This window comes from Amycolatopsis samaneae (genome assembly GCF_039541975.1).
Taxonomy (GTDB): Bacteria; Actinomycetota; Actinomycetes; order Mycobacteriales; family Pseudonocardiaceae; genus Amycolatopsis; species Amycolatopsis samaneae.
Genome location: NZ_BAABHG010000004.1, coordinates 282,257 through 306,737, shown reverse-complemented (window position 1 = coordinate 306,737; position 24,481 = coordinate 282,257). Strand labels below are relative to the sequence as shown.

The window sequence follows — 24,481 nt, the reverse complement described above, 5'->3', positions numbered from 1 at the left end:
CCGTTGGCCTGCTCAGGCGAAGGTAGGACTTAAAGGAAGCTTGAAGTCAACGCGTGACGGCCAGCTCACCGCGCGAGCGCACCTTCAGCTTCCGCAGCACGCTCGCGACGTGCTGTTCGACCGTGCGCCGGGACAGGAACAGCACCTCGGCGATCTCCCGGTTCGTGTGTCCCTCGGCCAGCAGCCGCGCGACGTCGCGTTCCCGGGGCGAGAGTTCGTCGCCGTAGCCGCGCCGTCCGCGACGTGACGGGGTGACCGCGCCGGTCGCGCGGTAGGCGTGGCGGCAGCGCGCGGCGTCACGGGTGGCCCCGAGGCCGTCGAACACCTCGGCCAGCTCGGTGAACGTGGTGGCCGCGGCGGGATCGCCGTGGCGGAGGCGGCAGTGCGCGAGCCGCTCGGCGGCCTGCGCGGCGTGGTAGGGCGCGGGCAGCCGCTCGTACTGGCCGCGTGCGTCGTCGAAGGCCTTGATCGCGTCCGGCAGTTCGCCGTGGTGCGCGGCCACGATGCCGCGGCAGGCGGCCAGCGCGGCGTGCGCCATCGGCGCGTCGAGCGTGCTGATCTCGCGTTCGAACTCGCCGAGCAGCGCGCGGGCCCGCTCGCCCCGGCCGCCGAGACAGTACGCGTCGGCCGCCACCGGGAGCAGGTCGCCCGCCCAGGCCCAGACACCCTTGGTGCGCAACAGCTCCAGCCCGCGATCGGCCTGCGCCACCGCGGCCACGGCGGCGTCCTGGGCGAGCAGCATCGCCGCGACGCCACCGTGCGCGGCGATCACCACCGGGGTGAAAGCGTTTCCCGGCTGGTCGATCGCGGTCGCGGTGAAGTGCTCGGCGGCGCGGTCCCACGCCCCGCGCGCGGCGGAGAGCAGGCCGAGGACGAGGGAAAGCTCGCTGGTCACCGGGAGCAGGTCGCGGTACTCCTCGATCAGTGCCTCGGCGCGGCCGTCGAGCCCCGCCCAGTCACCGGTCAGCCAGTCGGTGTGCACGCCGGTCGAGCGCGCGGTGCCCACGACGTAGGGCGCGCCGCAGTCCGCCGCGAGCCGCGTCCCGCTGCGCAGCAGCCTGCCCGCGCGCCGGTGGTACCCGATCCACGAACACGCGTCGGCGACGTTGCAGTGCAGCCGGGCCAGTTGCCGCTGCTCCTCCGCGGTGCCCGCCCGGACCGGCGCGTCGGCGAGCGTCCGCCACGCCCTGGCGTCGCCGGTGTGCAGCCGCGACGCGATGTTGCTGGCCATCAGGGTCAGCGCGCGGCCACGGTCCCCGGCCGCCGAGGCCGCCGCGATCAGCTTGTCGACCCGGTCCAGCCAGCGCCGGTGCTCGGCCAGCGGCGTGTCGCCCACCCACGGCTGGGCGAGCACCGCCATGCCCCTGGCGGCCAGCGCGGGCCGGTCGCCCAGCGCGGCGATCGCCAGCTCGATCTCCACCCGCGCGGCCTCCAGGCTGCCCGCCTGGCGGATCAGCATCAGGCCGAGCGTCAGCCGGATCTCGCCGGAAAGCCGTCCGGACAGCCGCTCGTCGGACAGCAGCCGCTCCAGCGTCGTGACGACCTCCCGCTGGGACAGGCCGTTGCACGCCACGGTGCTCAGCTTCACCGCCAGTCTGTCCACATCGGACGGTGTGAGGTCCGGTCCGGCCAGCGCCGTGCGGAGCAGGTCGATCGCGGCGGCGAGATCGCCCAGCTCGCCGGCCTGGTCGGCGGCGGCCTCGCCGTAGCGCAGCGCGCCCGCGGTGTCCCCGGCCTTGCGGCAGTGCTCGGCCAGCCGGACCAGTGGTGCCGGGGTCCGGTCGCGCAGCAGGCGGACGGCGCGGCGGTGCAGCTCCTGCCGGTCCGGCCCGGCCAGGGTGTCGTACACGGCCTGCTGCGCCAGCGTGTGCCGGAAGCCGTAGTGGCAGTCGGCGGTCTCGACGAGGATGGCGCGGTCCAGCGCGCGTATCAGCGCGTGGCGGGCGCGGGCCGGGGCGAGCCCGGCGATCGCGGTCAGCAGGTCCGGTGTCGCCGGTTCGGCGAGCACGGCGGCCGCCTCGGTGATCCGGCGCGCGGCCAGCGGCAGCGCGGTGAGCCGTTCGACGATCGTGTCCCGGAGCAGGGCGGGGACCTCGACGGCGTCGAGCAGTCTTCGCGCCGCCGCGCCGTCCGCCTGCACGGCGCCTTCGGGGTCGCGCAGGGCATGCACGGTTTCCTCGACGGCGAACGGCAGCCCGGCGGTGCGCTCGTGCAGCCGGGCCGCGAACTCGGCCGAGACGGCGGAGGTGCCGAGCAACGCGCCGGTCAGCTGCCGCACCCCGTCGCGGTCGAGCGGCGCGAGCCGGACGAAAACGCTCGCGCTGCCCGGGGTGGGCCGGTAGGCGCTGCCCAGCGGGAGACCGCCGGGTACCTCCTCGCCCCGGTAGCTCAGCAGCAGGCTCGACCCCGGCGGCGGATCCGCCATCAGGAACCGCAGCAACTGCCGCGATCCGTCGTCGGCCCAGTGCACGTCCTCGACGACGAGCAGCACCGGGCCGAGCGCGGCGAGCAGCGCGTGGACCGCGCGGAACAGCCGGTGCCGGTCCGCGCGCGGGTCGCCGAGCGGTGGCGGCGGGGCCGGGAGCTGGGTCAGTTCGGGGAGATAGGGGGCGAGCGCGCCGGTAAGCGGGCTCAACGTCGCGGCGGGCACGTCACCGGCGCCGCGCAGCGCCTCGATGACGACCCCGTAGGGGAACGGCTCGCGCAGCGGCTGGCAGCAACCGAGGAGAACCCGGCGCCCGGCCTTGCCCGTCCGCGCGATCAGCTCGCTCACCAGGCGCGTCTTGCCGACGCCCGCTTCCCCTTCGAGCATCAGCACCGCGGGCGGCGCGGCGGCCGCGCGGACCAGCGCCCGCAGTTCGGCGGCCCGTCCGATGAGGACCGGGGAACTCGTCCGGCACACGATCCCGTTGGTCATCGCCCTGCTCCCGATCTCGCTCACCCGAAAGCGGCACAGGCCCCAAACCACCTTGTCCGGGTGCACGCAGCTTAGGTCGGGCGGTGCCCGTCACGGAACAGATCCGGACGGTCACGGAACTTTCGTAGGGTCGCGGCCCGGCATTAGTTAGGTAGCCATACGGGCCACTACCTCGCTTGTTCCCGTGAGTGATTGTCCCCGACAGTGAGAGCGAGGTGGCTCTCGGTCACCGCCGGAGCGCGGCCCGTCCGCGCTCCGCTTCTTCTGTTCGAGCGAACGGAGCTGGGTATGCACAACGTCTATCGCAAGGCGGCGCCCGTGGTGGTGGCCGCCTGCGCGATCTCGCTGGGACTGGCCGCGCCCGCCCAGGCGCGGACCGGGCAGATCCGCAACGCGGGTGTCCCGGGCGCGGTCGAGGGCAGCTACCTCGTCGCGCTCAAGTCCGGCGGGGCGCTGACGGCGGCCACCGCCGACCTGACGCACCGCTACGGCGGCCGGGTCACCTATACCTACGACACGGCGCTGCGGGGCTTCGCGGCCTCGATGACCGAGGCGCAGGCCCGCGCGCTCGCCGCCGACCCCGGTGTCGACTACGTCGAGCAGGACGGGATCGCGCACGTCACCGGCACCCAGCCGAACCCGACCTGGGGCCTGGACCGGATCGACCAGAAGAACCTGCCGCTCGACCAGAAGTACACCTACCCGAACACCGGCAGCGGCGCCACGGTGTACGTGGTCGACACCGGGACCGACTACAAACAGGCCGAGTTCGGCGGTCGCGCGTCGAGCGGCCACGACTTCATCGACAACGACGACGACGCCTCGGACTGCCACGGGCACGGCACGCACGTCGCCGGGACGGTGGGCAGCAAGACCTACGGGGTGGCCAAGGAGGCCAAGATCGTCGCCGTCCGGGTGCTGAACTGCCAGGGACAGGGCTCGTGGGCGCAGGTCGTCGCCGGGATCGACTGGGTGGCCAAGAACGCGAAGGGCCCGTCGGTGCTGTCGATGAGCCTCGGTGGCGCCGCGAGCTCCACTGTGGACAACGCGGTGAAGCGTGCGGTCGCCGCGGGCGTCACGAACACCGTCGCGGCGGGCAATGACAACAAGAACGCCTGCAACACCAGCCCGGCGCGGGTGCCGGAGGCCATCACCGTGAACGCCTCGGACAACAAGGACACCAGGGCGACGTTCTCGAACTTCGGGCGCTGCACGGACATCTTCGCGCCCGGCGTCAACATCACCTCGCTGCGCAACGGCGGCGGAACGCAGCAGATGAGCGGGACGTCGATGGCCACGCCGCACGTCGCGGGCGCGGCGGCGCTGTACCTGACGGCGCACCCGTCGGCCAAGCCCGCCGAGGTCGAGAAGGCGCTCACCGACGGCGCGAGCGCCGGCGTGGTCAAGAACCCGGGCAGCGGTTCGCCGAACAAGCTGCTCAACGTCTCCTTCATCGGCACCGGGGCGATGTTCTGATGCGGCGCGGGATCCTGGCCCTCGGCGCGTGTGTGTCGTTGCTGGCACTCGGCGCCGGGACCGCGGTCGCGGCCGAGGCGGAAGGTGTTGTCGTACCGGCGAAACAGCACTACGGCGACCAGTACATCGTGGTGCTGAAGGACGTGGGCGCCGCAGCGGTGTCGGAGTCGGCGTCGCTGGCCCATCGGTACGGCGGCGAGGTGCGCTCGACCTACGAGCGGACCCTGCACGGGTTCTCGGTGCGGGCGATGACGGACAGACAGGCGCGGCGGCTGGCCGCCGACCCGGCGGTGAAGGCGGTGTACGAGGACGGCACCGCCCGGATCGCCGACACCCAGGCGAACCCGACCTGGGGCCTGGACCGGATCGACCAGAAGAACCTGCCGCTGGACAAGAAATACACCTACGCCAACAGCGGGGCCGGGGTCACCGCGTACGATCTGGACACGGGCATCAATCCGGACAACCCGGAGTACGGGGGCCGCGCGTCGATCGGCAAGGACTTCGTCGGCGGCAACGGGAACGACTGTAACGGGCACGGCAGCCACACCGCGGGCACCATCGCCAGCAAGACCTACGGCGTGGCCAAGGAGGTCAAGATCGTCGGCCTCAAGGTGCTCGGCAACGACTGCACCGGCAACGGGCCGGACTCCGCCGCGGTGGACGCGATGGAGTGGGTCACCGCGAACGCCGTCAAACCGGCGGTGGCGAACATGAGCCTCGGCATGGATCAGGTCGGCGTCGGCGACGACGCGCTGAAGAAGTCCATCGCCGCGGGGATCGTGTACTCGGTGGCGGCGGGCAACAGCTCGACGGACGCCTGCTCGGTCAGCCCGGCGCGGGTGCCCGAGGCGATCACCGTCGGCGCGACGGACAGCCAGGACGGCCGTGCCTCGTTCTCGAACTACGGCACCTGCGTCGACCTCTTCGCGCCCGGTGTGAACATCACCTCGCTGAGCACGTCGAACGGCGGCACGGCGAACATGAGCGGGACGTCGATGGCGACTCCGCACGTCACCGGCGCCACCGCGCTGTACCTGTCCGCGAACCCGGGCGCCACCGCGCAGCAGGTGCGGGACGCGCTGGTCGCGAACGCCTCCGACGGCGTGGTGCGGAACCCGGGCAGCGGTTCGCCGAACAAGCTGCTCGACGTCGAGTTCATCGGCGGTGGCACGCCGTCGAAGTGCGGCGTCAAGGCGAACACCACGCCGGTGTCCATTCCGGACGCCGGGGACGCGGTGACCAGCTCGGTGACCCAGGATTCGTGTGAGGGCGCGGCTTCGGCCACGCTTCCGGTGAAGGTGGACATCACCCACACCTACAGCGCGGACCTGACCATCGACCTGGTCGGGCCGAGCGGTGCGGTGTTCTCGTTGCGGAAGCCGGGCGGCGTGGCCTCGGCGAGCGGCGTGCACACCACCTACTCGGTGAACGCCGCCGCCGAACGGGCGAACGGCACGTGGACATTGCGGGTCAAGGACGTCTACCGCTTCGACACCGGTGTACTGGACGGTTTCTCGATCACCTTCTGAACCCGCCGCCGAGCCCCTTCCCGAGGGGAGTCCGTGCCCCCGGCCATTCCGGCCGGGGGCACGGCTTCCCTCGTCGGCTCGGGCGCTGTTGCCAGGAACTTGAGGTCTCTGAAGGCCACCTTCAGGGACCTCGACGCCCTCAAGGTGGCCTTCAGAGACAGCGTGGCGCCCCAATGTGGCGTTCGGTGCGTCCAACGCACCGAACGCCACATTCGCTGCGTCCAACGCACCCAATGCCACATTGGGGCGCTCGGGCCTCGTACCCCGCCAATGCCGTGAAGGCCACCTTACGGGCGTCAGACGCCGGTAAGGTGGCCTCAACGCCACGCGAAGTCCTTAGTGGACGGTCAGGGTGTACGTGGTGGTCGCGGTCTTTCCGGCGGTGTCCTTCGCGGTGATGGTGATCGGGTAGGTGCCGGGCTGGAACGGGGCCACCGCCTGCATCTGCGAGCTTCCCCCGCTGGACACGTTCGCGGGACTGAAGAACGGCGCGAACGGCAGCCCGGGGCCGGACGCCGACAAGGTGATCATGCCGGTCCCGCCGGCGGCGGTCACCGTGGCCGAGGCGAAGAAACCGGGCTGCACGGTCGAACCGCCCGGGTTCACGCTCACCTTCAGGTCACCGGGGTCCGGCGCGCCCTTGCCCACGACCAGTTTCAGCGTCGCCGTGCTGGTATCCGTGGTGCCCTTGCCGGAGATCGTGACCGAGTACTCCTTTTCCGGCGTGTTCGCGGCGGTCTCGATGGTCAGCTTCGCCGTGCCGCCGGAGTCGATCGTCGAGGGCTGGAAGGTGGCCTTCGCACCTTCGGGCAGCCCGGACGCGGACAGTTCGACCTTCTCCGCGCCGTTCTTCCCCGCCTTGCTGGTCACCGTCGCCGACACGTACTTGCCGGGGTCGACCTTCACCGAGCCCGGGGTGACTCCGACCGAGAACTTCTCCGGGTCCGGCATCGAGCCGATCTGCTCCTTGACCCAGTCGCCCATGTCGTTGTTGAGGCGGCCGTAGACGCTGTACCACTTGAAGTCGCTGCGGCTCCACGACGCGACGCCGGTCACCTTGCCGTCCACGATCAGCGGCCCCCCGCTGTCGCCGGGCAGGATCGTGACGTGGCCGTCGCGGTACCCGCTGCAGATCATCGTGGCGTCCTGGAACCCCGCCCCGACGCCCTGGCACTCGCTGCCCGCCACGATCGGCAGGTCGAACTTGTGCAGGGTGACGTCCTTGGTGTCGTCGTTGAAGTCCTTCTTCCCGTAGCCGAGCCCGAGCCCGGTCTTGCCCGGCTTGTTCAGGTCGGTGTCCGCGGACGTCGCGACCTTGGCGTACTGCCCGCCGGGCACCGGGATGTCGGCGTCGGTGGTCACCACGGCGACGTCGTAGCCCTGGTCGAAGTTGACGTACTTCGGGTGGGTGTCGTAGCTGACGACGCCGATCCGCGTGCCGCCGCCCGCGTTGAGGTCGTCCAGGCCGTAGAGGAAGGTTTTCGTGCCCTCGGCGGCCTTGCAGTGCGCGGCGATGAGGATCTTGCGCGGTGCCACGACGGAACCCGTGCAGGTCTGGCCCTGCGGCCGGGGACCGCCCTCGCGCAGCCCGCCGATGATGAACGGGTAGTCCTTGACCGACGCCGGTGTCCCGCCGATGGACGACGGGCCGGCGTCGCCGGGGACGGCGGTGCCGCCCAGCGGCGTCACCGCGGGCGGGTTCCCCGGCGCGGCGGCCGCCACGGCGGGCCACGGTGTGGCGAGCACGGCGAGGCCGAGGACGAAGCCTCCCAGTATGCGGTTCTTTCTGCTCACGACAGCTCCTTCGGTTCGGGTTGCCGCCCGTCACTGTCCGGTGACCGAGGGCGGGGTAACAACCCGGGAGCACACCCGTATGGGTACGGAACTATTGCGGCGAAAGGGTTCGGAGGTTCACCCGAGCGCGCCGAGCACCGTGATCGCGGCGAGGCTCAGGCAGATCCCGAGGTTGACCACCTTGTACTCGAAGAAGACCGCGACGAACTCGCGGATCGTGGCGCTGGGCCAGAAGTACCACGAGGTCGGCGCGCCGATGACCTGCCCGTTCACCTTCGCCCGCCGGGCGATGAGCGCGGCACGCAGGACGTGGAAGTTGTTGGTGACAACCACACACCGGTAGCCGGGCCGCTCCCGCGTCATGATCTCGCGGCTGAAGGTGAGGTTCTCCCACGTCGTGGTCGACCGGTCCTCCAGGAGGATCCGCTCGCGGGGCACGCCCCGGTCGGCGAGGTAGCCCGCCATCGCGTGGGACTCGGGCAGCTCCTCGTCGGGGCCCTGCCCGCCGGAGGTCACCATCAGCGGCTCCTGGCCCCGTGCCCGCCCGGCCTCGTATACCGCGCGGCCGCGGTCGAGCCTGCTCGCCAGCAGCGGCGGCACCCGCGAGCCGAGCAGCCCGGAGCCGAGCACCACCACGAAGTCGACGGCGCGGCGCTGCCGGATCCGGCCGTACACGAAGGCGTAGAGCAGGAAGCAGACGAACAGGAACGACACGTAGGCCAGGATCAGCGTCAGCACCGACACCGCCACCTTCGCCGGGGCCCACGGGATCCGGTTGATCGCCGCGGTGAACGGGAGGTAGGCGATGATCCCGATGCCGAGCAGCAGCGAAAGCAGGTTGCCCAGCCGCCTGCCCTCGCGGCGGACCATGGTGACGCCGTTGAAGATCAGGAAGACCGCCAGCGCCAGGATCACCAGCGGGACGAGCAGGAACCCGCCCAGCACCACGACGCTCGCCGCCTGCGCCGACACCGAGGCGAGCGCCGCCACCACACCCAGCGCGGTGCAGGCGAGGGCCATGAACAGGTAGACGCCGTTGCGCAGGCGGCGGCGTTCCCTGACGAAGCTGACCAGGAAGAACAGGAACCACAGGGCCGCGATACCGAAGATGACATAGGCGAACTTCACGCGATTTCCCCCGCCACGACCGCCCCTCCCGAACCCCGCTCACCCGGTGCCGGGATAGACCATACGGCCCAGCGGCGGCGCGGGCACCCCGGCCCGCCCGTTCCACAATGGACCGTGGCTCACTTCGCGGACTTGGCGCGCCGCAGCAGGTACCAGGCCACCGCGGCCGGGACCGCGGCGGTGAGCAGCGCGCCGAGGATGATCAGCCCCGGCGTGGTCAGCTGCACGCCGATGACCATCACCACGAGCCCGACCGCGAGCAGCGCGATCAGGCCGAGCCCGGCCGCCACCAGTGTGACGAGGTGAAACGGGCGGAACTCGGCGAACCGTCGCGCCATGCGCGGGTTCTCCTCGACGAGGTGCTTCTCGATCTCGTCGAGTTTCCGTTGTTCGTAGTCGTGCAGCGCCATGCCCTAGCACCACCTGAATCATCGTGATCCAGTGTTTCGAGATGGGAACATGATACGACCTCGCGGCCCGGGAAAGCTCCTCGAAACCGGCGCGCGGTCACGGCGGGATCTCGTGCGGCGTCCCCCGCCCGGTACGGCCCCGCTGAGCAGGCCGGGAGTGGCCGCGCCGCCCCGGTGACCGAGATGATGTCGTGACCACGGGCCGGTCACCCGCCCCGTGGCCCCCGTGTCCGTCCACTAGGGACGGACACGGCGTACCGGGACGGGTACGGGGCGCAGTTCCACGCAGCATCCGGCGCCGGGCGCCGGCGCGGCTTCGATCGTGTGGGCGCCGAGGCCGGTGAGCATCCCGGTCAGGAAGGCGTGGTTGATCCCGCAGACGAGACCGGGTGCCTTGGCGGCCAGCGGCCGGAACGGGCAGTTGCGCAGCTGGATCCGCCCGTCCGCGGCACGGACGGGCTCGAATCCGTACCGGGTCAGCACGATTTCGGCGAGGGTGAGCGCCCGCTCGGTGCCGAGCCGTCCCGGCCGCGCGAGGTCCCGTTCGCGGCTCCCGGCCCGTTCCCCGGCCCCGCCCGCGATCCGCACCGCGGCCTGGCGGGCGCTCTCGCCGCCGGACTCGGCCAGTACGGCGTCGGTGAGGATGTCCGCGAGGATCTCGTGCTGCCGGGCCGGGATCCGGATGTGGATCTCGGTGTCGGCCGGCCGGTAGAGCTTCGGCCTGCGCCCCACCCGCACCACGTCACCGACGGCGTCGAACCCGAAGGTGAGCAGGCCGGCGCGGACAAGCTTGTCGAGGTGGAACGCGGCCAGCTTCCGGGAGATGCCCGCCGCGGCCGCCGCCTCGTCGCGCGCGACCGGGCGCCGCGCCTCCCGTACGTAGGTGTACAGGCGGCGGCGGAGGTCGTCCTCGAGCGCCGCGACCGCGGTGACGGCGGTGATGTCCAGCGCCTCCCGCGGCCGCTCGGAAGCGGTCACCTACTCAGGGTATCGGCTATCACAGTTGGTTCAACAGCCACCTGGCGGGATTGACGCAGGTCACTTGACCTTCCGGAACATAACGCCAATACTTTTTGGTGAAAACCAGGAGCGCGGGAAGCCAAGGTGAAGTGTGATGTCGAGTTCAGCCCTGCGGGTCGTGCACCAGCCGGAGGTCGGTCCCGACCTGGAGGCGGCGGAGGCCGCGGCGTCGCAGTTCCTCACCGCGCTCGGCATCCGGCTCGACTCGGAGAGCCTGCGCGGCACCCCGGGCCGGATGGCCCGCGCGTACGCGGAGCTGTTCGCCCCGCGCCCGTTCGACCTGACCACGTTCCCGAACGACGAGCAGTACGACGAACTGGTCCTGGCCCGCGCGATCCCGGTCCGGTCGGTCTGCGAACACCACCTGCTGCCCTTCGTCGGGGTCGCGCACGTCGGCTACCTGCCCGGTGAGCGCATCCTCGGGCTGTCCAAGCTCGCCAGGATCGTCGAGCACTTCGCCTGCCGCCCGCAGGTGCAGGAGCGGCTGACCAAGCAGATCGCGGACTGGCTGTGCGAGCACCTGAACCCCAAGGGTGTCGGCGTGGTGATCGAGGCCGAGCACTCCTGCATGACACTGCGCGGCGTGCAGGCCGTCGGCTCCAGCACGGTGACCTCGACGCTGCTCGGCACGCTGCGCCAGGACGCCCGTTCGCGGCAGGAGTTCTTCGCCCTCACCGGCGTCAACGCCTGATCCGTCCACAATGGACCATTGCTTGTGATGGTCCGTGGGGGCCTCCTTGAGGGACTCTAGGTCCCTCAAGGAGGCCCCCACGGACCTGCGCCGGGGTCAGCGCAGGCGCTGGGCCCGCAGCACGGTGTCGTGGTGGTGCGGGTTGCCCTCCGGCACGTCGACCCGCTCGCGGGTCTCGTTGACCAGGATCTTCCAGTCCTCGCCGAGCATCGCCGCGACCTCGGACGGCTGGAAGAAGTCGCGCGGGTCAGGGCCCTCCCCGCCGAGGTGCTCGTGGTGCGCCAGCGCCCCGTCGAGGTCGTGCCCGACGAACAGCAGCGTCCCGCCCGGTGCCACCGCGGCCAGCAGCCCGCGCACCACCGCCTTTTCGCGGATGGGGAAGTAGTGCGCGGAGACGAGGTCGAACGAACCCGCGGGCGGCGAGGACACCGTGAGGTCGGTCCGCACCCACGAGATGTTCTCGTCGCCGCGTGCGGCGGCCCGCTCCACGGCCACCTGCGAGACGTCGAGCGCGGTCACCCGCCAGCCCCGCCCGGCCAGCCACACCGCGTCGGCGCCCTCACCGCAGCCGACGTCGAGGGCCTGCCCCGGCGGCAGGTCCCCGGCCTCGGCCACCAGCGTGCCGTTCGGGGCCCCGCTCCAGAGCGATTCCCGCTCCCGGTAGCGCCCGTCCCAGAATTCCCGGTTCACGTAGTTTTCTTCGCTCACAGTGCGTTCCGCCATTCCTTCAGTGCGTGCTCGGCGTCTTCGGTGATCAGGTCGGCGTTGATCGCGCCCGCCGCGGTGGCACCGGCCGCCGCCGACGCGAGGACCTGTGCACTCGGGTTGGTGATGTTGCCGGCGGCCCAGACCCCGGGCACCTCGGTCCGGCCGTCGGCCCCGGCGGCGAGGTAGGTGCCCATGCCGGTGGGGTGGGGCACCGGGGCCGGCCCGAGCGGCGCCAGGAAGTCCGCGCGCGCGGTGAACCTCGGCGCCACGGTCAGCGCGTCCAGCGGGATCGCCATGCCGCTCGCCAGCCGTACGCCGCTGAGCCGGTCACCGGTCACCGTCACCGACGTCACCTCGTCCGGCACGACCGGGATCCCGAGCGCGGTGAGCCGCTCCAGCGCGGCGTCGGCGGGTTTCGGCGCGGTGTGCAGCAGCAGCGTCACGTCCGCCGACCACTGCCGGAACAGCTCCGCCTGGTGCAGCGCCATCGGCGTGTCGGTGGCGAGGACGCCGATCGCCTGGTCGCGTACCTCCCAGCCGTGGCAGTACGGGCAGTGCAGGACGTCGCGGCCCCACCGCGCGGCGAGCCCGCGCACCGGGGGCAGTTCGTCCACCAGGCCGGACGCCACGAGCAGCCGCCGCGCGTGCGCGGTGGTGCCGTCGCCGAGTTCGACGGTGAAGTCGCCGGACGTCCCGGTCACCGACTCGACCTGCCCGGCGACGACCTCGCCGCCGTACCCGGCCACCTCGCGCCGCCCGATCTCCAGCAGCTCGCCCGGCGGCATCCCGTCGCGCGAAAGGAAAGCGTGCAGGTGCCCGGCGGGCGCGTTGCGCGGCTGCCCGCCGTCCACCACCAGTACCGACCGGCGTGCCCGGCCCAGCATGAGCGCGGCGCTGAGTCCCGTACCGCCGCCCCCGACGATCACCACGTCGTAGCGGCCCCGTGTCTTGGCCATCGTGACCACCTCCGCGGCCCACTGTGCGGGAGCCTTGGCCAACTTGACAAAGTTCTTTGCCGAAACTGCAATAAGTCCATGGCCGACGACTTCGAAGAGGTACTGACCGCGGTGGGTCCGCGCCTGCGTGAGCTGCGCAAACGCGCCGAACTGACGTTGACGGAGCTGGCCGGGGTGACCGGCGTCTCGGTCAGCACACTGTCCCGGCTGGAGTCCGGCAGCCGCCGGCCGAGCCTGGAGCTGCTGCTGCCGCTGGCGAAGGCCTACGGCGTCCCGCTCGACGAACTGGTCGACGCCCCGCCCACCGGCGATCCCCGGGTCTACCCGCGACCGGTCCAGCGGCACGGCATGACCATCATCCCGCTGACGCGGCGGCCGGGCGGCGTCCAGGCGTTCAAGCACCTCATCCCGGCCGGGCCCGGCCGGCGCGAGCCGGACCCGAGGACGCACGAGGGGTACGAATGGCTGTATGTCCTCAATGGACGGCTGCGGCTCGTCCTCGGCAAGCACGACTTCGTGCTGGAAGCCGGCGAGGTCGCCGAGTTCGACACCCGCGAGCCGCACTGGTTCGGCAAGGCCGACGCGCGGCCGGTGGAGTTCCTCAGCCTGTTCGGCCCGCAGGGGGAGCGGATGCACGTCCGGGCCCAGCATCGCCGCACCTGACCGGCGGGCCGCTGCCCGATCTCACCGCCGGGCCTGCCCGAATGTCCCTGTCCCTGTTACAGCGGGGAAGTGGGTGTTACGCTTCGCGCGTCCATTACTTCGGATGGCCGAAGGCGGATTTCCGCAGGCGGTCACGCCGATTCTTCTGATACGACTTTCTCGCTGGATCGAAAGTGGGCCGGGTCATGTCGGTACGAGGTTTCGCTGAAAACTTTTCCCTGATCCCTGGATTTTCGTCGAGGGTTCGCGCCTCGGGGTGAAGTCACCCCGGCCGGCCCGGCAGGGGTTCGTGAGCTTGACATTCCCGCGCGGTTCGCGCGGGTTTTCGTACTGGGGGACGTAAATTCTCGCCGGTGACTCGGCGCCCTTGGCTTCCTTGCTCGGGGTTTTGTGCCGGACGTCAACTCCGCGCAAGCTTTTATTCATTCTTTGCTGGCGGTAACGCTTAATTCCTGTGAATCGTGAGCACCCTGCTTTGCTCGGGGTGAACAATGTGGAGAGACAGCGATGAAAACAGTTGGTGAACCCTCGGCGTCGCCGGGAGAGAAAGCGCTTTCTGTACAGAGATCAAGTCCGGACCTCGGCGCACACCGTCCACGGAGGACACGGGAGACCCTGTTCCCGGCCGGTACCGGCGAGGTCCGCGACGCCGTCCTCGCCGCGCGGGCCGGGAAGACCCCGCTGTACCCGTTGAGCACCGGGCGCAACTGGGGCATGGGCTCCCGATCGCCGGTGGTCGACGACTGCGCCGTGCTCGACCTCGGCCGGATGAACGCCGTGCGCACCCTGGATCTCGACGCCGGGTACGCGGTGATCGAGCCGGGAGTCACCCAGCGACAGCTCGCCGCGTTGCTGGAGGGCACCCCGTGGATGCTGAACGTGACCGCGGGCTGCGCGGACGCCGGCGTCATCGGCAACACCCTCGAACGCGGGGACGGCACGATCCGCGCCCGCACCGACGATCTGCTGGGCCTGGAGGTGGTGCTCGGCACCGGCGAGGTGGTGACGACCGGCGGCCTCGACCGGCACGGCCGTCGCGCCGGGCGGATCGCGGGCCCCGACCTGACCGGGGTCTTCCAGCAGGCCAACCTCGGCGTCGTCACCGCCGCGGCCATCGGCCTCGTGCCCCGGCCGGAGACGATCGCGCTGGTCCACGCGACCTTCGCCCGCGACGCGCTCGAAGAGGGCGTGGACGCGCTGATCCGGATCGGCCGGGCACGCGTGGCGGAGCACGGGATGCTCCGGCTCAAGGAACTGTTCGTGGTGCCGGAGCGCGGCGCCGCCGCCGTCCCGCCCGGCGCCGACCCGGACACGGTGACGATCCAGGTGCCGCTGCTGGGTTCCCCGGCCGCCGTCCGCGACGCGGAACGCGGGATCCGGGCGGTCTTCCAGGACGCCGGCACCCCGGTTTCGGTGCGGGTGCTGGACACCGCCACCACCACCGCGGACGACCCGCTGTACGCGCGTGCCCGGTTCGCGCGGGGCATCCCCACGTGCGACGCGCTGCGGGCCGGGCTGCGCGTGCGCACCTGCGAGGAGGCGGACGAGGCGGCCGTGGGCTGGCTGATGTTCCTGCCGACGGTGCCCCTGCGGCGCGAAAGCCTGAGCACCGCCGTCGACCTGATGCGTGCCGAATCGCAGCGGCACGGCACGGCGAGCATGCTCGAGTTCAACGTGATCTCCCAGCACAGCACCAACATGGTCGTGCAGTGCCCGTTCGTCCGGGAACCGGACGCCGTCGAGCGGGCCCACGCGCTGCGCGCCGCGGCGCGGGACGCCTTCCGCCGCGCGGGGTTCCCGGTCTACCGCTCGAACATCGACCAGCAGGACTCGGAACTGGCCGTGCGCGCGGAGGACTACCGGGACGGACCGCTCGGCGCGCTGAAGGACCTGTTCGACCCGGACGGGATCATCGCCCCCGGCCGGTACCTGGTGGTGGCCCGATGACCGAGACCACCGAAACCGACGTCGTGATCCTCGGCGCGGGTATCAGCGGCTCGCTGCTCGCGCTGCTGCTGGGCCGCCAGGGGCTGCGGGTCACCGTGGTCGAGCCGAAACCCGCCGTCGGCACGAAGGGCGCCGACTTCGTCAAGCCGAGGGGCCTGCGTATCCTCGCCGAGCACGGGCTGCTCGACGGGCTGGGCGCCCTGCGGCGCGCCACGATCGAGTTCCACCACGACGGCGTCCCGCTGCTGTCCTACGACTTCGCCGAGCACACCGGGCTCGGGTACTACTGCGTCGTCCCCTACGCCGAACTGGTCGGCGCCGTGCTCGGCGCGTGCGCCGAGCTGTCCACTGTGGACGTCCGGTTCGACACCACGCTGGCGGACGTCCGCACCGAGGGTCCGGTCGTCACCGGGGCCACGCTCTCCGACGGCACCCGGCTGACCGCGCGGGCGTTCGTCGACTCCAGCGGCTCGCGGACACCGCTGCGTGAGCTGATCGAGCCGAGCCGCCGGGCGATCGGCTACGACCACGGCCTGTGGATGGCCACGGTGCCCGGCACCCGCGTCCGCAACGGGCTCTACTTCAGCTCCGACCGCTGGCTCGCCTACTTCTACTCGGTGACCGCCGAGCTGACCCGGGTCTTCGTCGGGCTGCCCGTGGAGCTGGAAGAGCCGGTGTTCCTCCGGCGATCGCCCGACCTGGCGGCGAAGCTCGCCACCTTCGTCCCCGACGAAGACGCCCTCGCCGGACTCGACGTCGCCGAGTTCGAGCGCGCGCCCGTGTCGGCCTTCACCAGCGCGCCCTACCACCGGGGCAACGCGGTGCTGCTCGGCGGCAGCACGTTCGGCTGCCACCCGATGACCGGGCAGGGCATGAGCTACACCATGGAGGACGCGACGGTGCTGGCCTCGGTGCTCACCGAGGCACGCGACGCGCGCGAACTGGACGGCCTGCTCGAACGACGGTACGAACCCCGGCGGCTCGTCCACGAACGGCTGGTCGAGTACGGCGACGGCCTGGCCAGGACCTACCACGACCGGGACGCCTACCTGCGTGCCCACGACGCGGTCCTGCACGGCGGGGACGTGTGATGCGGGCACGCACGGCCGCGCTGCTGAGCGCGACGTTCATGCTGTTCCTCGACGTGTCGATCGTCAACGTCGCCTCACCGGCGATCCGGCAGGATCTCGGGGCGTCCACCGGGGCCGTCGAACTGGTGGCGTCGGTCTACACCCTCGCCTTCGCGTGCACGCTGATCACGGCGGGACGGCTGGGCGACGGGTACGGCTACCGGCGCCTGTACGCGATCGGGATGGCGGTCTTCACCGTCGCGTCGGCGCTCTGCGCGCTGGCACCCACCGTCGAGTGGCTGGTCGGTGCCCGCGCGGTGCAGGGACTCGGCGCCGGGGTGATGGCCCCTCAGGTGCTCTCGATCATCCAGCGTGCTTTCCCGCCCCAGCACCGGGGACGCCTCTTCGCCGCGTACGGCTCGGCGATCGGTCTCGCGACCGTCGTCGGGCCGGTGCTGGGCGGCCTGCTCGTCCAGCTGCGGGTGCCCGGACTCGACTGGCGGCTGGTCTTCGCGATCAACCTGCCGGTCGGGATCGCGGCGCTGGCCGGCCTGCGGCTGCTGCCCGGGTCGGCGCGCGGGGAGCGGACGGCACCGGACCTGGCGGGGGTGGCGCTGGCGGTGACCGGGCTGTTCCTGCTCGGCTATCCCCTTGCCATGGGGCACTCGTCGGGATGGCCCCCGGGACTGCTCGTCCTGCTCTGCGCCGCGCCGGTGGCCTTCGCGGTCCTGATCACGCACCAGCTTTCCCGGGAACGCCGAGGCCTTCGCCCCCTGCTGAAGCTGGTTCTGGTGCGGGACAAGGGATTCCGTGCCGGGCTGGTCGCGGTGGCGGCGTTCTTCGCCGGGGTGCCACCGTTCTTCTTCTTTCTGTCGGTCTACCTCCAGACCGGGTTCGGGCATTCCGCGCTGGTCGCCGGGCTGACCCAGCTCCCGTTCGCGGCGGCCACCGGGGCCGCGTCGCGGTGGTCCGCGCGGCTGGTCGCCTGGCTGGGCCGCGCGGTACTGGTAAAGGTGACCGGGGCGCTGGCGCTGTCGATGCTCGCGCTCGCCGCGATCGTGGCCGTACGCGGTGCCGACGCGCGGCCGTGGGACCTCGCCGTGCCCATGGTGGTGGGTGGCCTGTGTTTCGGGGTGTTCACCACGACGGCGTTCACGCGGACGCTTTCCCATGTCCCGCCGGACGCCACCGGTTCCGCGTCGGGCCTGCTCACCACCGTGCAGCAGGCCGCCGGTTCGATCGGCCTGACCGTGGGCGGTGTGGTGTTCTCCCTGTCGACGGTCGCGGGGGTTCACGAGAGCCCGGTGGACGGCTTCACCCACCTGCTGATCTACGAGGCGGTGGTGTTCCTGCTCGCCTGCGCGGCCAGCGCCCTGCTCGATCGCGATCGGCGGGAAGCGTTGTCCACCACGTGAGGCGGGCTCAGGTGGCGTCGGGGTCGACCGGCGGGCGCTCGCCCGGCCGCAGCGGCGTGGGCGTCGGGGTGACCGGCGCCCCGTTCGCCGCCTGCGGTACCGCGGGGGCCGGCTCGTCGAGCAGGTAGGTGCTCACGACCGTCCTGGGGTTGAACTCGCGGAGGGTCTGGAGGTCCTGCAGGGGCTTGCGGAGCTGGTCGAACTCGGGGCCGAGCTCGGACTTGAGCTGCTCCTGCGCGCCGCTGGCGTACTCCCGGACCTTGCGGATCGACTGGCCGAGCCAGTGGGCCGCGCCCGGCAGCCGCTCGGGGCCGAGGATGAACAGCCCGGCGACCACGAGGACGAGGATGTGCTCGATGCTGAGGCCGAACACGTGTCACCTCCGGACCGTTTCGTCGGATTCCGCGTGGGCACAGGGAAAACGCGCCACGCGTCGCTCCCGAGTCTACCGGCGGGCGGCGGTCCGGGCGCCGCTACGCGGCGTTCTCCGGACGGCGGCCGGCCGTGGCCTGATGTTCACGATCGGGTGTGGATCCTGTGCTCTCAGTGAGATGAATCCGTGACAACCATGCTTTACCAGGCCGCTGTTGCGTCGAACGGGTGTGTGTGTTCCGCCATTCGTAGGTAGCCAGACGGACACGGAACGCCTACCTTACTGACAAGTAGCGAGCCGTTGAGTCTTGATGACGCTGCGTCACGTCATGAACGTGAGGAGGCGGGATGACCACCGACATCGAACGCGCGCGTGAACATCGGCGCGCGGAACTCGGGGGTCTGCTGGAGCGGGGCCCGTTCAACGTCGCGTTGCGCGCGGCCATCACGGCCAGGGGACTCAGCCTCGACCGGATCCAGGACCGGCTGGCCCGCAAGGGTGTCCAGGTCAGTCTCGCCACGCTGAGCTACTGGCAGTCGGGGCAGCGCCGTCCGGAACGGCCGACCTCGTTGCGGGCGCTGGAACATCTCGAAACCGTGCTGGAGGTCCCGCCGAACTCGCTGCGGAACCTGCTTGGCCCGCCGAGCCCGCGCGGCAGGCGGTCCGGTGACCTGCCGGGGCTGGCCGAGCTGTGGCCGGCGAAACCCGAGGTGGCCGGGCTGCTCGGGGACGTCCCGACCACCCCGGACCGCTCGCTGCGCAGGCTGACCCTGCACGATCGGGTGTTCGTCGGCCCGGACGGGCGGGAACGCGCCGTGCGGTGCACCCAGGTCATGCGCGCCGACTGCGGCGGCCCCGACCGGGCGGTGCTCGTCTACGACTGGGACGGGCGCGCCGGGGACGAGCCGGTGGTGACCGGGCTGCGCAACTGCACGCTCGGCAAGGTGGTGACCAGCGAGGTCAGCAGCCTGTTCGCCGCCGAGCTGCTGTTCGAGCGCCCGCTGGACAAGGGCGAGCACGTGCTGATCGAGTTCGAGGTGCAGAACCCGCGTCGGGAACACCGCGAACCGACCACCGGCGAGGCCTACTTCCGCCGGTTCCGCCGCTCGGTGCGGGAATACCTGCTCGAAATCTGCTTCGACCCGGCCGCGGTGCCGCGCCGCTGCCAGCACTTCACCTCGCCGCCGGGGGACAGCGGGCCCGAAACCGCGCAACTGCTGAAGCTCGGCATGTCCGACTCGGTGCTCGCGCTCGGCCGCGACTTCGGCCCCGGCCACTTCGGAATCCGCTGGCACTACTGAGGTTCCGCGCTCAGCGCACCGAGCGGACCGGGCCGATCGCCGCCGCCCCGGCGAGGGCGCACGCGGCGGCGAGCAGGTAGAGCGGGGAGTAGCCGCCGAGGTCGGCGATCACCACGCCCGCGATGGCCGGGGCGAGTGCCTGCGGGGCGGTGTTGGCCAGGTTGACGACGCCGAGGTCGCGCGCGTGCGCGTGGGCGGCGGGCAGCACCTGGGTGATCAGCGCGTTGTCCACCGCCAGGTAGACGCCGTAGCCCACGCCCATCAGCGCGGCCGCGAACAACGCGGCGGAGAACGTGTGCGCCAGCGACAGCACCACCATCGCGGCGGCGACCACCAGCGAGGAGACCACGACGAACGGCTTCCGCAGGCCGCTGCGGTCCGACCAGCGGCCCGCGACGACGCTGGTGAGCAGGATGCCCGCGGTGTAGACGACGATCAGGGCGAACACCGCCCGCGCCGGGTCCTCGTGGTGGACCACGTCGCGCAGGTAGTACAGCAGGTACAGGGTGCCGACGGCGTTCGCGAGCTGGATGCCGAGGCGGCAGCCGAAGGCCCAGCCGAGGTCGTGGGTGAACCTCGGCAACCCCGCGGGGACCCGCTCCGGCCTCGGACCGTCGGTCGGCAGGAGCACGAAGGGGACGACGAGGGCCAGCAGCAACCCGGCCAGCAGGCAGTACCCGGCGAACCGGCCGGTGACCACCGTGCTCACCAGGAAACTGCCCAGTACCAACGAAAGCGGCAGCGGGAGCCCGACGAACGCGGACACCACGCCGCGCTGGCGCACCGGCACGAGGTCGGGCACCGACGCGGTGAGCGCGGCGTACATCGCGTTGGTGCCCGCCTGCACGACACACCAGGTCACCGCCACCCCGGCGATCGTGGTCTGCACACCGAGCAGCACGAGCCCGGCCGCGCACACCAGCGCGCTGCCCGCCACCCACTGCCGTCGCCTGCCGAACCGCGAGACCGTGCGGTCCGACAACGCGCCCGCGACCGGGCACACCACCATCGACAGCACCGCCGCGACCGCGGTGATCCAGCCGAGGTTCGCCACCTTGCGGGCCGGGTCGATCGCCTCGATCTGCAACGGCAGCAGCACCTGGATCGGGGTGAGCACCGCGATCGACATCCCGAGCGTCGCGGCCGAGAGCGCGCCGATCCACCCGGGTCGCACCGGCGTCGTTGGCGCGGTCACCGGATCTTCACCCAAGCCGTGCCGGTGCGGGCGCCGAGCCGCAGGGTGAACGACAGCCGTCCTGCCCGGTCGGCGAGCACTCCGCCGGCGATGTCGTCGACCTGGACGGTGTGGCGCAGGCCCGGCTCGTACCAGGCCGCCGTGCGCACCCGCGCGCTTCCGGTGCCGGTGAGCGCGAATCCTTCCTTGTCCACATGGGACAGAACGGCGAATTCCCGGTGGGCGCGGGAGAAACTCACCGACCAGTCCCACACCGAGAAGTCCGGCTCCGCCGATCGGTAGGAGAACGGGTCCGGCGCGGGCGGCGGATCGGCGAAGACCCCGGCCAGCCACGGTACCGTCACGCGGAGATCGTCGATCCACTGTGGCCAGTCGTGGACCCCGCGCCGCTGGTACCACCGGTGCTCGATCCCCAGCTCGGTGAGCTTCCGGTGCGTCCGCGCCGACTGGTGGTACACGATCGCCTCCACCGGATCCGGGCGGCGGTGCTCGCCACCGGCCGGTATCCCGGTCCCGGTGCGCACGCTCAGCGCCAGGCCGCGCAGGTTTTCCGCCAGGTCCCACGGGTTGTGCGCGCGCCGGGTGAGCCGGTCGCCCCAGATCGCGCCGAAGCCGCCGCCGTCCCGGCGCGCGGCGATCTCGGTGATCCACGAGTGCCGGTTCGTGTCGAGCACCCCGGAGAAGCCGGCCGCGGCCACGAACAGGTCCGGATGCCGTGCCGCGTAGGAAAACGCGCCGAACCCGCCCATGGAAAGACCCGCCGCCGCCCGCCCTTCGCGTCGCGCGATCGTGCGGAACGTCGTGTCGACCCACGGCAGCAGCTCGCCGAGGTGGTAGGTCTCCCAGCGGGGCCTGCCGAGCCGTCCCGGCCGCTCCCAGTCCGAGTAGAACCCGTTGCGCGCGTCGGGCATCACGACGAGCATCGGGTACTTTTCCGTGGCCTCGGCCGCTTCGCCCTTGTCCGTCCACGAGCGGTAGTCGTCGTCCCCGCCGTGCAGCAGGTAGAGCACCGGGAACCGCCGTTCGGTGTCCACTGTGTACTCGGTGGGGAAGAGGATCCGCAGGCCGGTGGTCCCGCCGACCGCCGGTGAGTCCATTGTGTACTCGACGAGGCGTTTTCCCAGCGCCCGGCGGGAAACGACGGTGAGCCCGGTCCGCGTGGACGCCGTCGTCACCGGCGCGCGGCCAGGCGTTCGGCGCGCACCGCCGCGCGACGGACCTTGCCCGCGTCGTCCCGCAGCGGCTCGTCCACCCGCTCGAAGCCGCGCGGGAGCTTGTACGGCGCCAGCCGTGATTTGAGGTGTTCGAGCAGCGCCACCTCGTCGAGCGGTCCGTCGGTCTGCACCACGGCGTGCACGACGTTGCCGTAGTCCTCGTCGGGCAGCCCGATGACGCAGCTGGACAGCACCGAGGGATGCTCGTCGAGCGCCGCCTCCACCTCGGCGGGGAACACGTTCGCGCCGCCGACCAGGATCATGTCCGGCTTGCGGTCGGCGAGATAGAGGTAGCCTTCGGCGTCGAACCGGCCCAGGTCACCCTGGGACTCCCACCCGCCGGGCAGGGTCGTCGCGGTGTCGCCGAGGTACCGGTACGTCGCGGGCGTGCCGGGCGCGGACCGCGTCCAGATCTCGCCGGTCTCGCCGACCGGGACGTCGCGGTGTTCCTCGTCCAGTACCCGGATTTCGCCGAGCGCCACCTTCCCGACGCTGCCGGGATGGGCGAGCCACTCCGCGCCGGTGATCAGGGTGCCCGCCTGCGCCTCGGTACTCGCGTAAAGCTCGTGCAGGCGCTCCGGTCCGATCCAGTCGATCCACGCCTGCTTCAGCCAGACCGGGCACGGCGCGGCACCGTGCAGCACGACGCGCAGGCTCGACAGATCGGCCGCGTCGCGCTCGGCCCCGGGCAGCCGCCACATCCGGTGCATCATCGTCGGGACGAGGAAAACCCAGTCCACACCGTGCTTTTCGATGGTACGCACCGCTTCCGCGGCGTCGAACCTCGGCAGCACCACGACGTGGTTCCCGGTGCACAGCGCCGAGGCGGCCATCATGAACGGCGCGTTGTGATACAGCGGTCCGGCGGTCAGGTGCGTCCCGCCGGGCGTCATCCCGAACAGGGCCGCCACCCCGGCCAGGACGTCGGCGTACGCGGGTTCCCCGGCGACGATGATCTTCGGGCGGCCGGTGCTGCCGCCGGACGCGGGCGCCTTCCACGGGCCGGGTTCGACGGCGGGGAGCGGTTCGTGGTTCTCCGGCGGGGTGAATCCCGGCGGCACGTGCCGCCGTCCCGGTACCGCGGGCCCGACGACGAGCGCCGGATCGGCGAGCGCGACCACCGCTTCCAGCTCGGCCGCCGGGAGCCGGTAGGACAGCGGTTGTGGCGTGGCGCCGAGCTTCCAGGCCGCGAGCGCGGCGAGCACGAACTCGATCCCGTTGGGCAGCGCGATCGTCACCAGCGACCCCGCGCGGACACCGAGATCCGCGTACGCGTGTGCGAGGGCGGTGCCGCGCCGGTCGAGCTCCCGCCGGTCCACCGTGACCCCGCCACAGGTGAGCGCGGCGGCGTCCGGGGTCTCCTCGGCGAGGCCGGTGAGGCGGGCGGCCAGTGTCGTGCGGTCCATGCTCCTCCTCGCGTCGTCGTGTCCGCTCGCCGATGATCGCGCGGGACGGGAGTTTGCGACAATGAACGCCGGGCAACGTTGTGCCGTCCGCCCCCTTCGCTGGAGGTTTCCACCATGACCGCTCCCGCGCTGGACGAACTGCTCGGCGAACCCGCCCGGCTCGACGCGGTCGTCGACCGGCTCGTCGCCCGCATCCGGGAGAGCGTGCCCGAGTACGCCGCGGTGAGCGACGAGGCGCTGCGGTCGGGGAACCGCCGGATCGTCGCCACCGCGCTGGCCCACCTGCGCGCGCATCGGCTGCCCGACGCGGCGGAACTGCGGGAGATCACCGCGATCGGCGCCGCCCGCGCCCGGCAGGGCGTCGGTCTCGCCGCGGTCCTCGCCGCCTACCGCGTCGCGGGCGAGGCCTGCTGGGATCTCATCGAGGCGCGGGCACGGGAACGCGGCGCGGACGACGCGGCACTGCTCGCCACGATGGGCCTGGTGTGGCGATGGCTGGACGTGGTCACGGTCGCGGCGGCGACCGCGCATCACGAGGTCCAGCTGCGGGTCGCGCGGGAGGACGAGCAGCGGATCGGCGACTCCCTGCGCGCGCTGCTCGCGCCGACGACCTCGCCCGCGGCGAGCCGAGGGCATCTGGCCGGGCTCGGGCTGGACCCGGACGGCCGGTACGCGGCGGTGCGGGGACGGCTGGCGCCGGGCGTCACCGTGTCCGCGCTCCGGGAATCGGTGCCCTCGGGGGCGGTGCTGGCGGCGGTCGGGCGCGGGGACGTCACCGGGGTACTCGGGCCGGGCGTGCTGCCGGGCGCCGCGCTCGGGACGTTCGGGATCGGGCCGCTCGGGCCGCCCGAGCGGCTGCACCTGTCCGCGCGCTCGGCGGCGCGGGCGCTGGCCGCGGCGGCCCGGCTCGGCATGGCCGGGGCGCACGCACTCGCGGATCTGCGGCTCGCCGCCGTCGCTTCGGCCGACGAGGAACTGACCGCGATACTGAGCCGTCGGCTGCTGGATCCCTTGCGGGACAAGGGACGTTACGGTACGGACATCTGGAGTTCAGTGGTCGGTTACCTCGCGCACGGCCTGCGGGTGGACGAGGCCGCCGCGGCGCATCCGGTGCACCCCAACACCTTGCGGCGCAGGCTCGCCCACTTCACCGAGTACACCGGTGCGGACCTGCGCGACCCGGCGGACATCGCCGAGCTGTGGTGGCTCGTCCGGCTCGGCCGCACGCCGGGGCGGTGACCCGTGCGGGTGGGGTGAGAGCCGGG

The 24,481-nt window shown here is 71.9% G+C and carries 20 protein-coding genes; 9 read left to right on the top strand and 11 right to left on the bottom strand.

Features of this window, described 5'->3' with window-relative positions; genetic code table 11:
• Positions 1–46: 46 nt before the first annotated feature.
• Positions 47–2,917, bottom strand: a complete 2,871-nt coding sequence (locus ABD987_RS11620; protein ID WP_345390480.1) for an ATP-binding protein — start codon at positions 2,915–2,917, stop codon at positions 47–49.
• A 288-nt stretch (positions 2,918–3,205) separates the two neighbouring features.
• On the opposite strand from ABD987_RS11620, the gene ABD987_RS11615 reads away from it, so the two are divergent.
• A complete protein-coding gene (locus ABD987_RS11615) occupies positions 3,206–4,393 on the top strand; it encodes a S8 family peptidase (protein WP_345390477.1) in 1,188 nt (395 codons plus the stop codon).
• On the top strand, positions 4,393–5,925 hold the full coding sequence (locus ABD987_RS11610; protein WP_345390474.1) for a S8 family peptidase: 1,533 nt from the start codon (positions 4,393–4,395) through the stop codon (positions 5,923–5,925). Before ABD987_RS11615 ends, ABD987_RS11610 begins: the two co-directional genes overlap by 1 nt.
• A 336-nt stretch (positions 5,926–6,261) precedes the next feature.
• On the opposite strand, the gene ABD987_RS11605 is transcribed toward ABD987_RS11610, so the two are convergent.
• The 4 genes from ABD987_RS11605 to ABD987_RS11590 all read right to left on the bottom strand — a co-directional run bounded on the left by ABD987_RS11605 (position 6,262) and on the right by ABD987_RS11590 (position 10,235).
• Positions 6,262–7,701, bottom strand: coding sequence for a trypsin-like serine protease (locus tag ABD987_RS11605; protein WP_378213953.1), 1,440 nt, complete (start codon positions 7,699–7,701; stop codon positions 6,262–6,264).
• A 135-nt stretch (positions 7,702–7,836) separates the two neighbouring features.
• A complete protein-coding gene (locus tag ABD987_RS11600; RefSeq protein ID WP_345390468.1) occupies positions 7,837–8,847 on the bottom strand; it encodes a YdcF family protein in 1,011 nt (336 codons plus the stop codon).
• Positions 8,848–8,966: 119 nt separating this feature from the next.
• Positions 8,967–9,257 carry a DUF3040 domain-containing protein gene (locus ABD987_RS11595; protein ID WP_345390465.1) on the bottom strand — a complete coding sequence of 97 codons (291 nt, stop codon included), beginning with the start codon at positions 9,255–9,257 and terminating at the stop codon, positions 8,967–8,969.
• 237 nt (positions 9,258–9,494) lie between these two features.
• Positions 9,495–10,235: a helix-turn-helix transcriptional regulator gene (locus ABD987_RS11590; protein WP_345390462.1), complete on the bottom strand. Its 741-nt coding sequence runs from the start codon at positions 10,233–10,235 to the stop codon at positions 9,495–9,497.
• Between the two features lie 136 nt (positions 10,236–10,371).
• On the opposite strand from ABD987_RS11590, the gene folE reads away from it, so the two are divergent.
• Positions 10,372–10,968, top strand: a complete 597-nt coding sequence (gene folE / locus ABD987_RS11585) for a GTP cyclohydrolase I FolE (RefSeq protein WP_345390459.1) — start codon at positions 10,372–10,374, stop codon at positions 10,966–10,968.
• Between the two features lie 96 nt (positions 10,969–11,064).
• Here the strand turns inward: folE and ABD987_RS11580 are convergent, their stop codons facing one another.
• Positions 11,065–11,676: a class I SAM-dependent methyltransferase gene (locus ABD987_RS11580; RefSeq protein WP_345390456.1), complete on the bottom strand. Its 612-nt coding sequence runs from the start codon at positions 11,674–11,676 to the stop codon at positions 11,065–11,067.
• Positions 11,673–12,632, bottom strand: a complete 960-nt coding sequence (locus ABD987_RS11575) for an NAD(P)/FAD-dependent oxidoreductase (RefSeq protein WP_345390453.1) — start codon at positions 12,630–12,632, stop codon at positions 11,673–11,675. The genes ABD987_RS11580 and ABD987_RS11575 overlap by 4 nt, the downstream gene beginning before the upstream one ends.
• A 78-nt stretch (positions 12,633–12,710) precedes the next feature.
• On the opposite strand from ABD987_RS11575, the gene ABD987_RS11570 reads away from it, so the two are divergent.
• From ABD987_RS11570 to ABD987_RS11555, 4 genes are all read left to right on the top strand, one after another.
• On the top strand, positions 12,711–13,295 hold the full coding sequence (locus ABD987_RS11570) for a helix-turn-helix domain-containing protein (RefSeq protein ID WP_345390450.1): 585 nt from the start codon (positions 12,711–12,713) through the stop codon (positions 13,293–13,295).
• A 507-nt stretch (positions 13,296–13,802) separates the two neighbouring features.
• Positions 13,803–15,242, top strand: coding sequence for an FAD-binding oxidoreductase (locus tag ABD987_RS11565; RefSeq protein WP_345390447.1), 1,440 nt, complete (start codon positions 13,803–13,805; stop codon positions 15,240–15,242).
• Complete coding sequence (locus ABD987_RS11560; RefSeq protein ID WP_345390444.1) at positions 15,239–16,333, top strand: FAD-dependent oxidoreductase; 1,095 nt, start codon at positions 15,239–15,241, stop codon at positions 16,331–16,333. The genes ABD987_RS11565 and ABD987_RS11560 overlap by 4 nt, the downstream gene beginning before the upstream one ends.
• Positions 16,333–17,727 carry an MFS transporter gene (locus ABD987_RS11555; RefSeq protein WP_345390441.1) on the top strand — a complete coding sequence of 465 codons (1,395 nt, stop codon included), beginning with the start codon at positions 16,333–16,335 and terminating at the stop codon, positions 17,725–17,727. Before ABD987_RS11560 ends, ABD987_RS11555 begins: the two co-directional genes overlap by 1 nt.
• Positions 17,728–17,734: 7 nt before the next feature.
• Here the strand turns inward: ABD987_RS11555 and ABD987_RS11550 are convergent, their stop codons facing one another.
• Entirely contained in the window at positions 17,735–18,100 is a 366-nt protein-coding gene (locus ABD987_RS11550; RefSeq protein ID WP_345390438.1) for a twin-arginine translocase TatA/TatE family subunit, read from the bottom strand.
• Between the two features lie 347 nt (positions 18,101–18,447).
• Between ABD987_RS11550 and ABD987_RS11545 the strand changes: the two genes are divergently transcribed.
• A complete protein-coding gene (locus tag ABD987_RS11545) occupies positions 18,448–19,401 on the top strand; it encodes a helix-turn-helix domain-containing protein (RefSeq protein ID WP_345390435.1) in 954 nt (317 codons plus the stop codon).
• A 10-nt stretch (positions 19,402–19,411) separates the two neighbouring features.
• Here ABD987_RS11545 and ABD987_RS11540 read toward each other — a convergent pair whose 3' ends face one another.
• From ABD987_RS11540 to ABD987_RS11530, 3 genes are read right to left on the bottom strand one after another with little or no spacing between them, the layout of a single operon-like run.
• Positions 19,412–20,596, bottom strand: a complete 1,185-nt coding sequence (locus tag ABD987_RS11540; RefSeq protein ID WP_345390432.1) for an MFS transporter — start codon at positions 20,594–20,596, stop codon at positions 19,412–19,414.
• Positions 20,593–21,771, bottom strand: a complete 1,179-nt coding sequence (locus tag ABD987_RS11535) for an alpha/beta hydrolase (protein ID WP_345390429.1) — start codon at positions 21,769–21,771, stop codon at positions 20,593–20,595. The genes ABD987_RS11540 and ABD987_RS11535 overlap by 4 nt, the downstream gene beginning before the upstream one ends.
• Positions 21,768–23,216, bottom strand: a complete 1,449-nt coding sequence (locus ABD987_RS11530) for an AMP-binding protein (protein ID WP_345390426.1) — start codon at positions 23,214–23,216, stop codon at positions 21,768–21,770. The genes ABD987_RS11535 and ABD987_RS11530 overlap by 4 nt, the downstream gene beginning before the upstream one ends.
• A gap of 114 nt (positions 23,217–23,330) precedes the next feature.
• Here ABD987_RS11530 and ABD987_RS11525 point away from each other — a divergent pair, with 114 nt between their 5' ends.
• Entirely contained in the window at positions 23,331–24,455 is a 1,125-nt protein-coding gene (locus ABD987_RS11525) for an RsbRD N-terminal domain-containing protein (protein WP_345390423.1), read from the top strand.
• Positions 24,456–24,481 lie beyond the last annotated feature (26 nt).

Bases quoted from the DNA above. Each gene is read 5' to 3' on its own strand.
- ABD987_RS11615 (WP_345390477.1), top strand. From the start codon at position 3,206: ATGCACAACGTCTATCGCAAGGCGGCGCCCGTGGTGGTGGCCGCCTGC.
- ABD987_RS11545 (WP_345390435.1), top strand. From the start codon at position 18,448: ATGACCACCGACATCGAACGCGCGCGTGAACATCGGCGCGCGGAACTC.
- ABD987_RS11610 (WP_345390474.1), top strand. From the start codon at position 4,393: ATGCGGCGCGGGATCCTGGCCCTCGGCGCGTGTGTGTCGTTGCTGGCA.
- ABD987_RS11525 (WP_345390423.1), top strand. From the start codon at position 23,331: ATGACCGCTCCCGCGCTGGACGAACTGCTCGGCGAACCCGCCCGGCTC.
- ABD987_RS11570 (WP_345390450.1), top strand. From the start codon at position 12,711: ATGGCCGACGACTTCGAAGAGGTACTGACCGCGGTGGGTCCGCGCCTG.
- folE (WP_345390459.1), top strand. From the start codon at position 10,372: ATGTCGAGTTCAGCCCTGCGGGTCGTGCACCAGCCGGAGGTCGGTCCC.
- ABD987_RS11560 (WP_345390444.1), top strand. From the start codon at position 15,239: ATGACCGAGACCACCGAAACCGACGTCGTGATCCTCGGCGCGGGTATC.
- ABD987_RS11620 (WP_345390480.1), bottom strand. From the start codon at position 2,917: ATGACCAACGGGATCGTGTGCCGGACGAGTTCCCCGGTCCTCATCGGA.
- ABD987_RS11595 (WP_345390465.1), bottom strand. From the start codon at position 9,257: ATGGCGCTGCACGACTACGAACAACGGAAACTCGACGAGATCGAGAAG.
- ABD987_RS11530 (WP_345390426.1), bottom strand. From the start codon at position 23,216: ATGGACCGCACGACACTGGCCGCCCGCCTCACCGGCCTCGCCGAGGAG.
- ABD987_RS11575 (WP_345390453.1), bottom strand. From the start codon at position 12,632: ATGGCCAAGACACGGGGCCGCTACGACGTGGTGATCGTCGGGGGCGGC.
- ABD987_RS11565 (WP_345390447.1), top strand. From the start codon at position 13,803: ATGAAAACAGTTGGTGAACCCTCGGCGTCGCCGGGAGAGAAAGCGCTT.
- ABD987_RS11555 (WP_345390441.1), top strand. From the start codon at position 16,333: ATGCGGGCACGCACGGCCGCGCTGCTGAGCGCGACGTTCATGCTGTTC.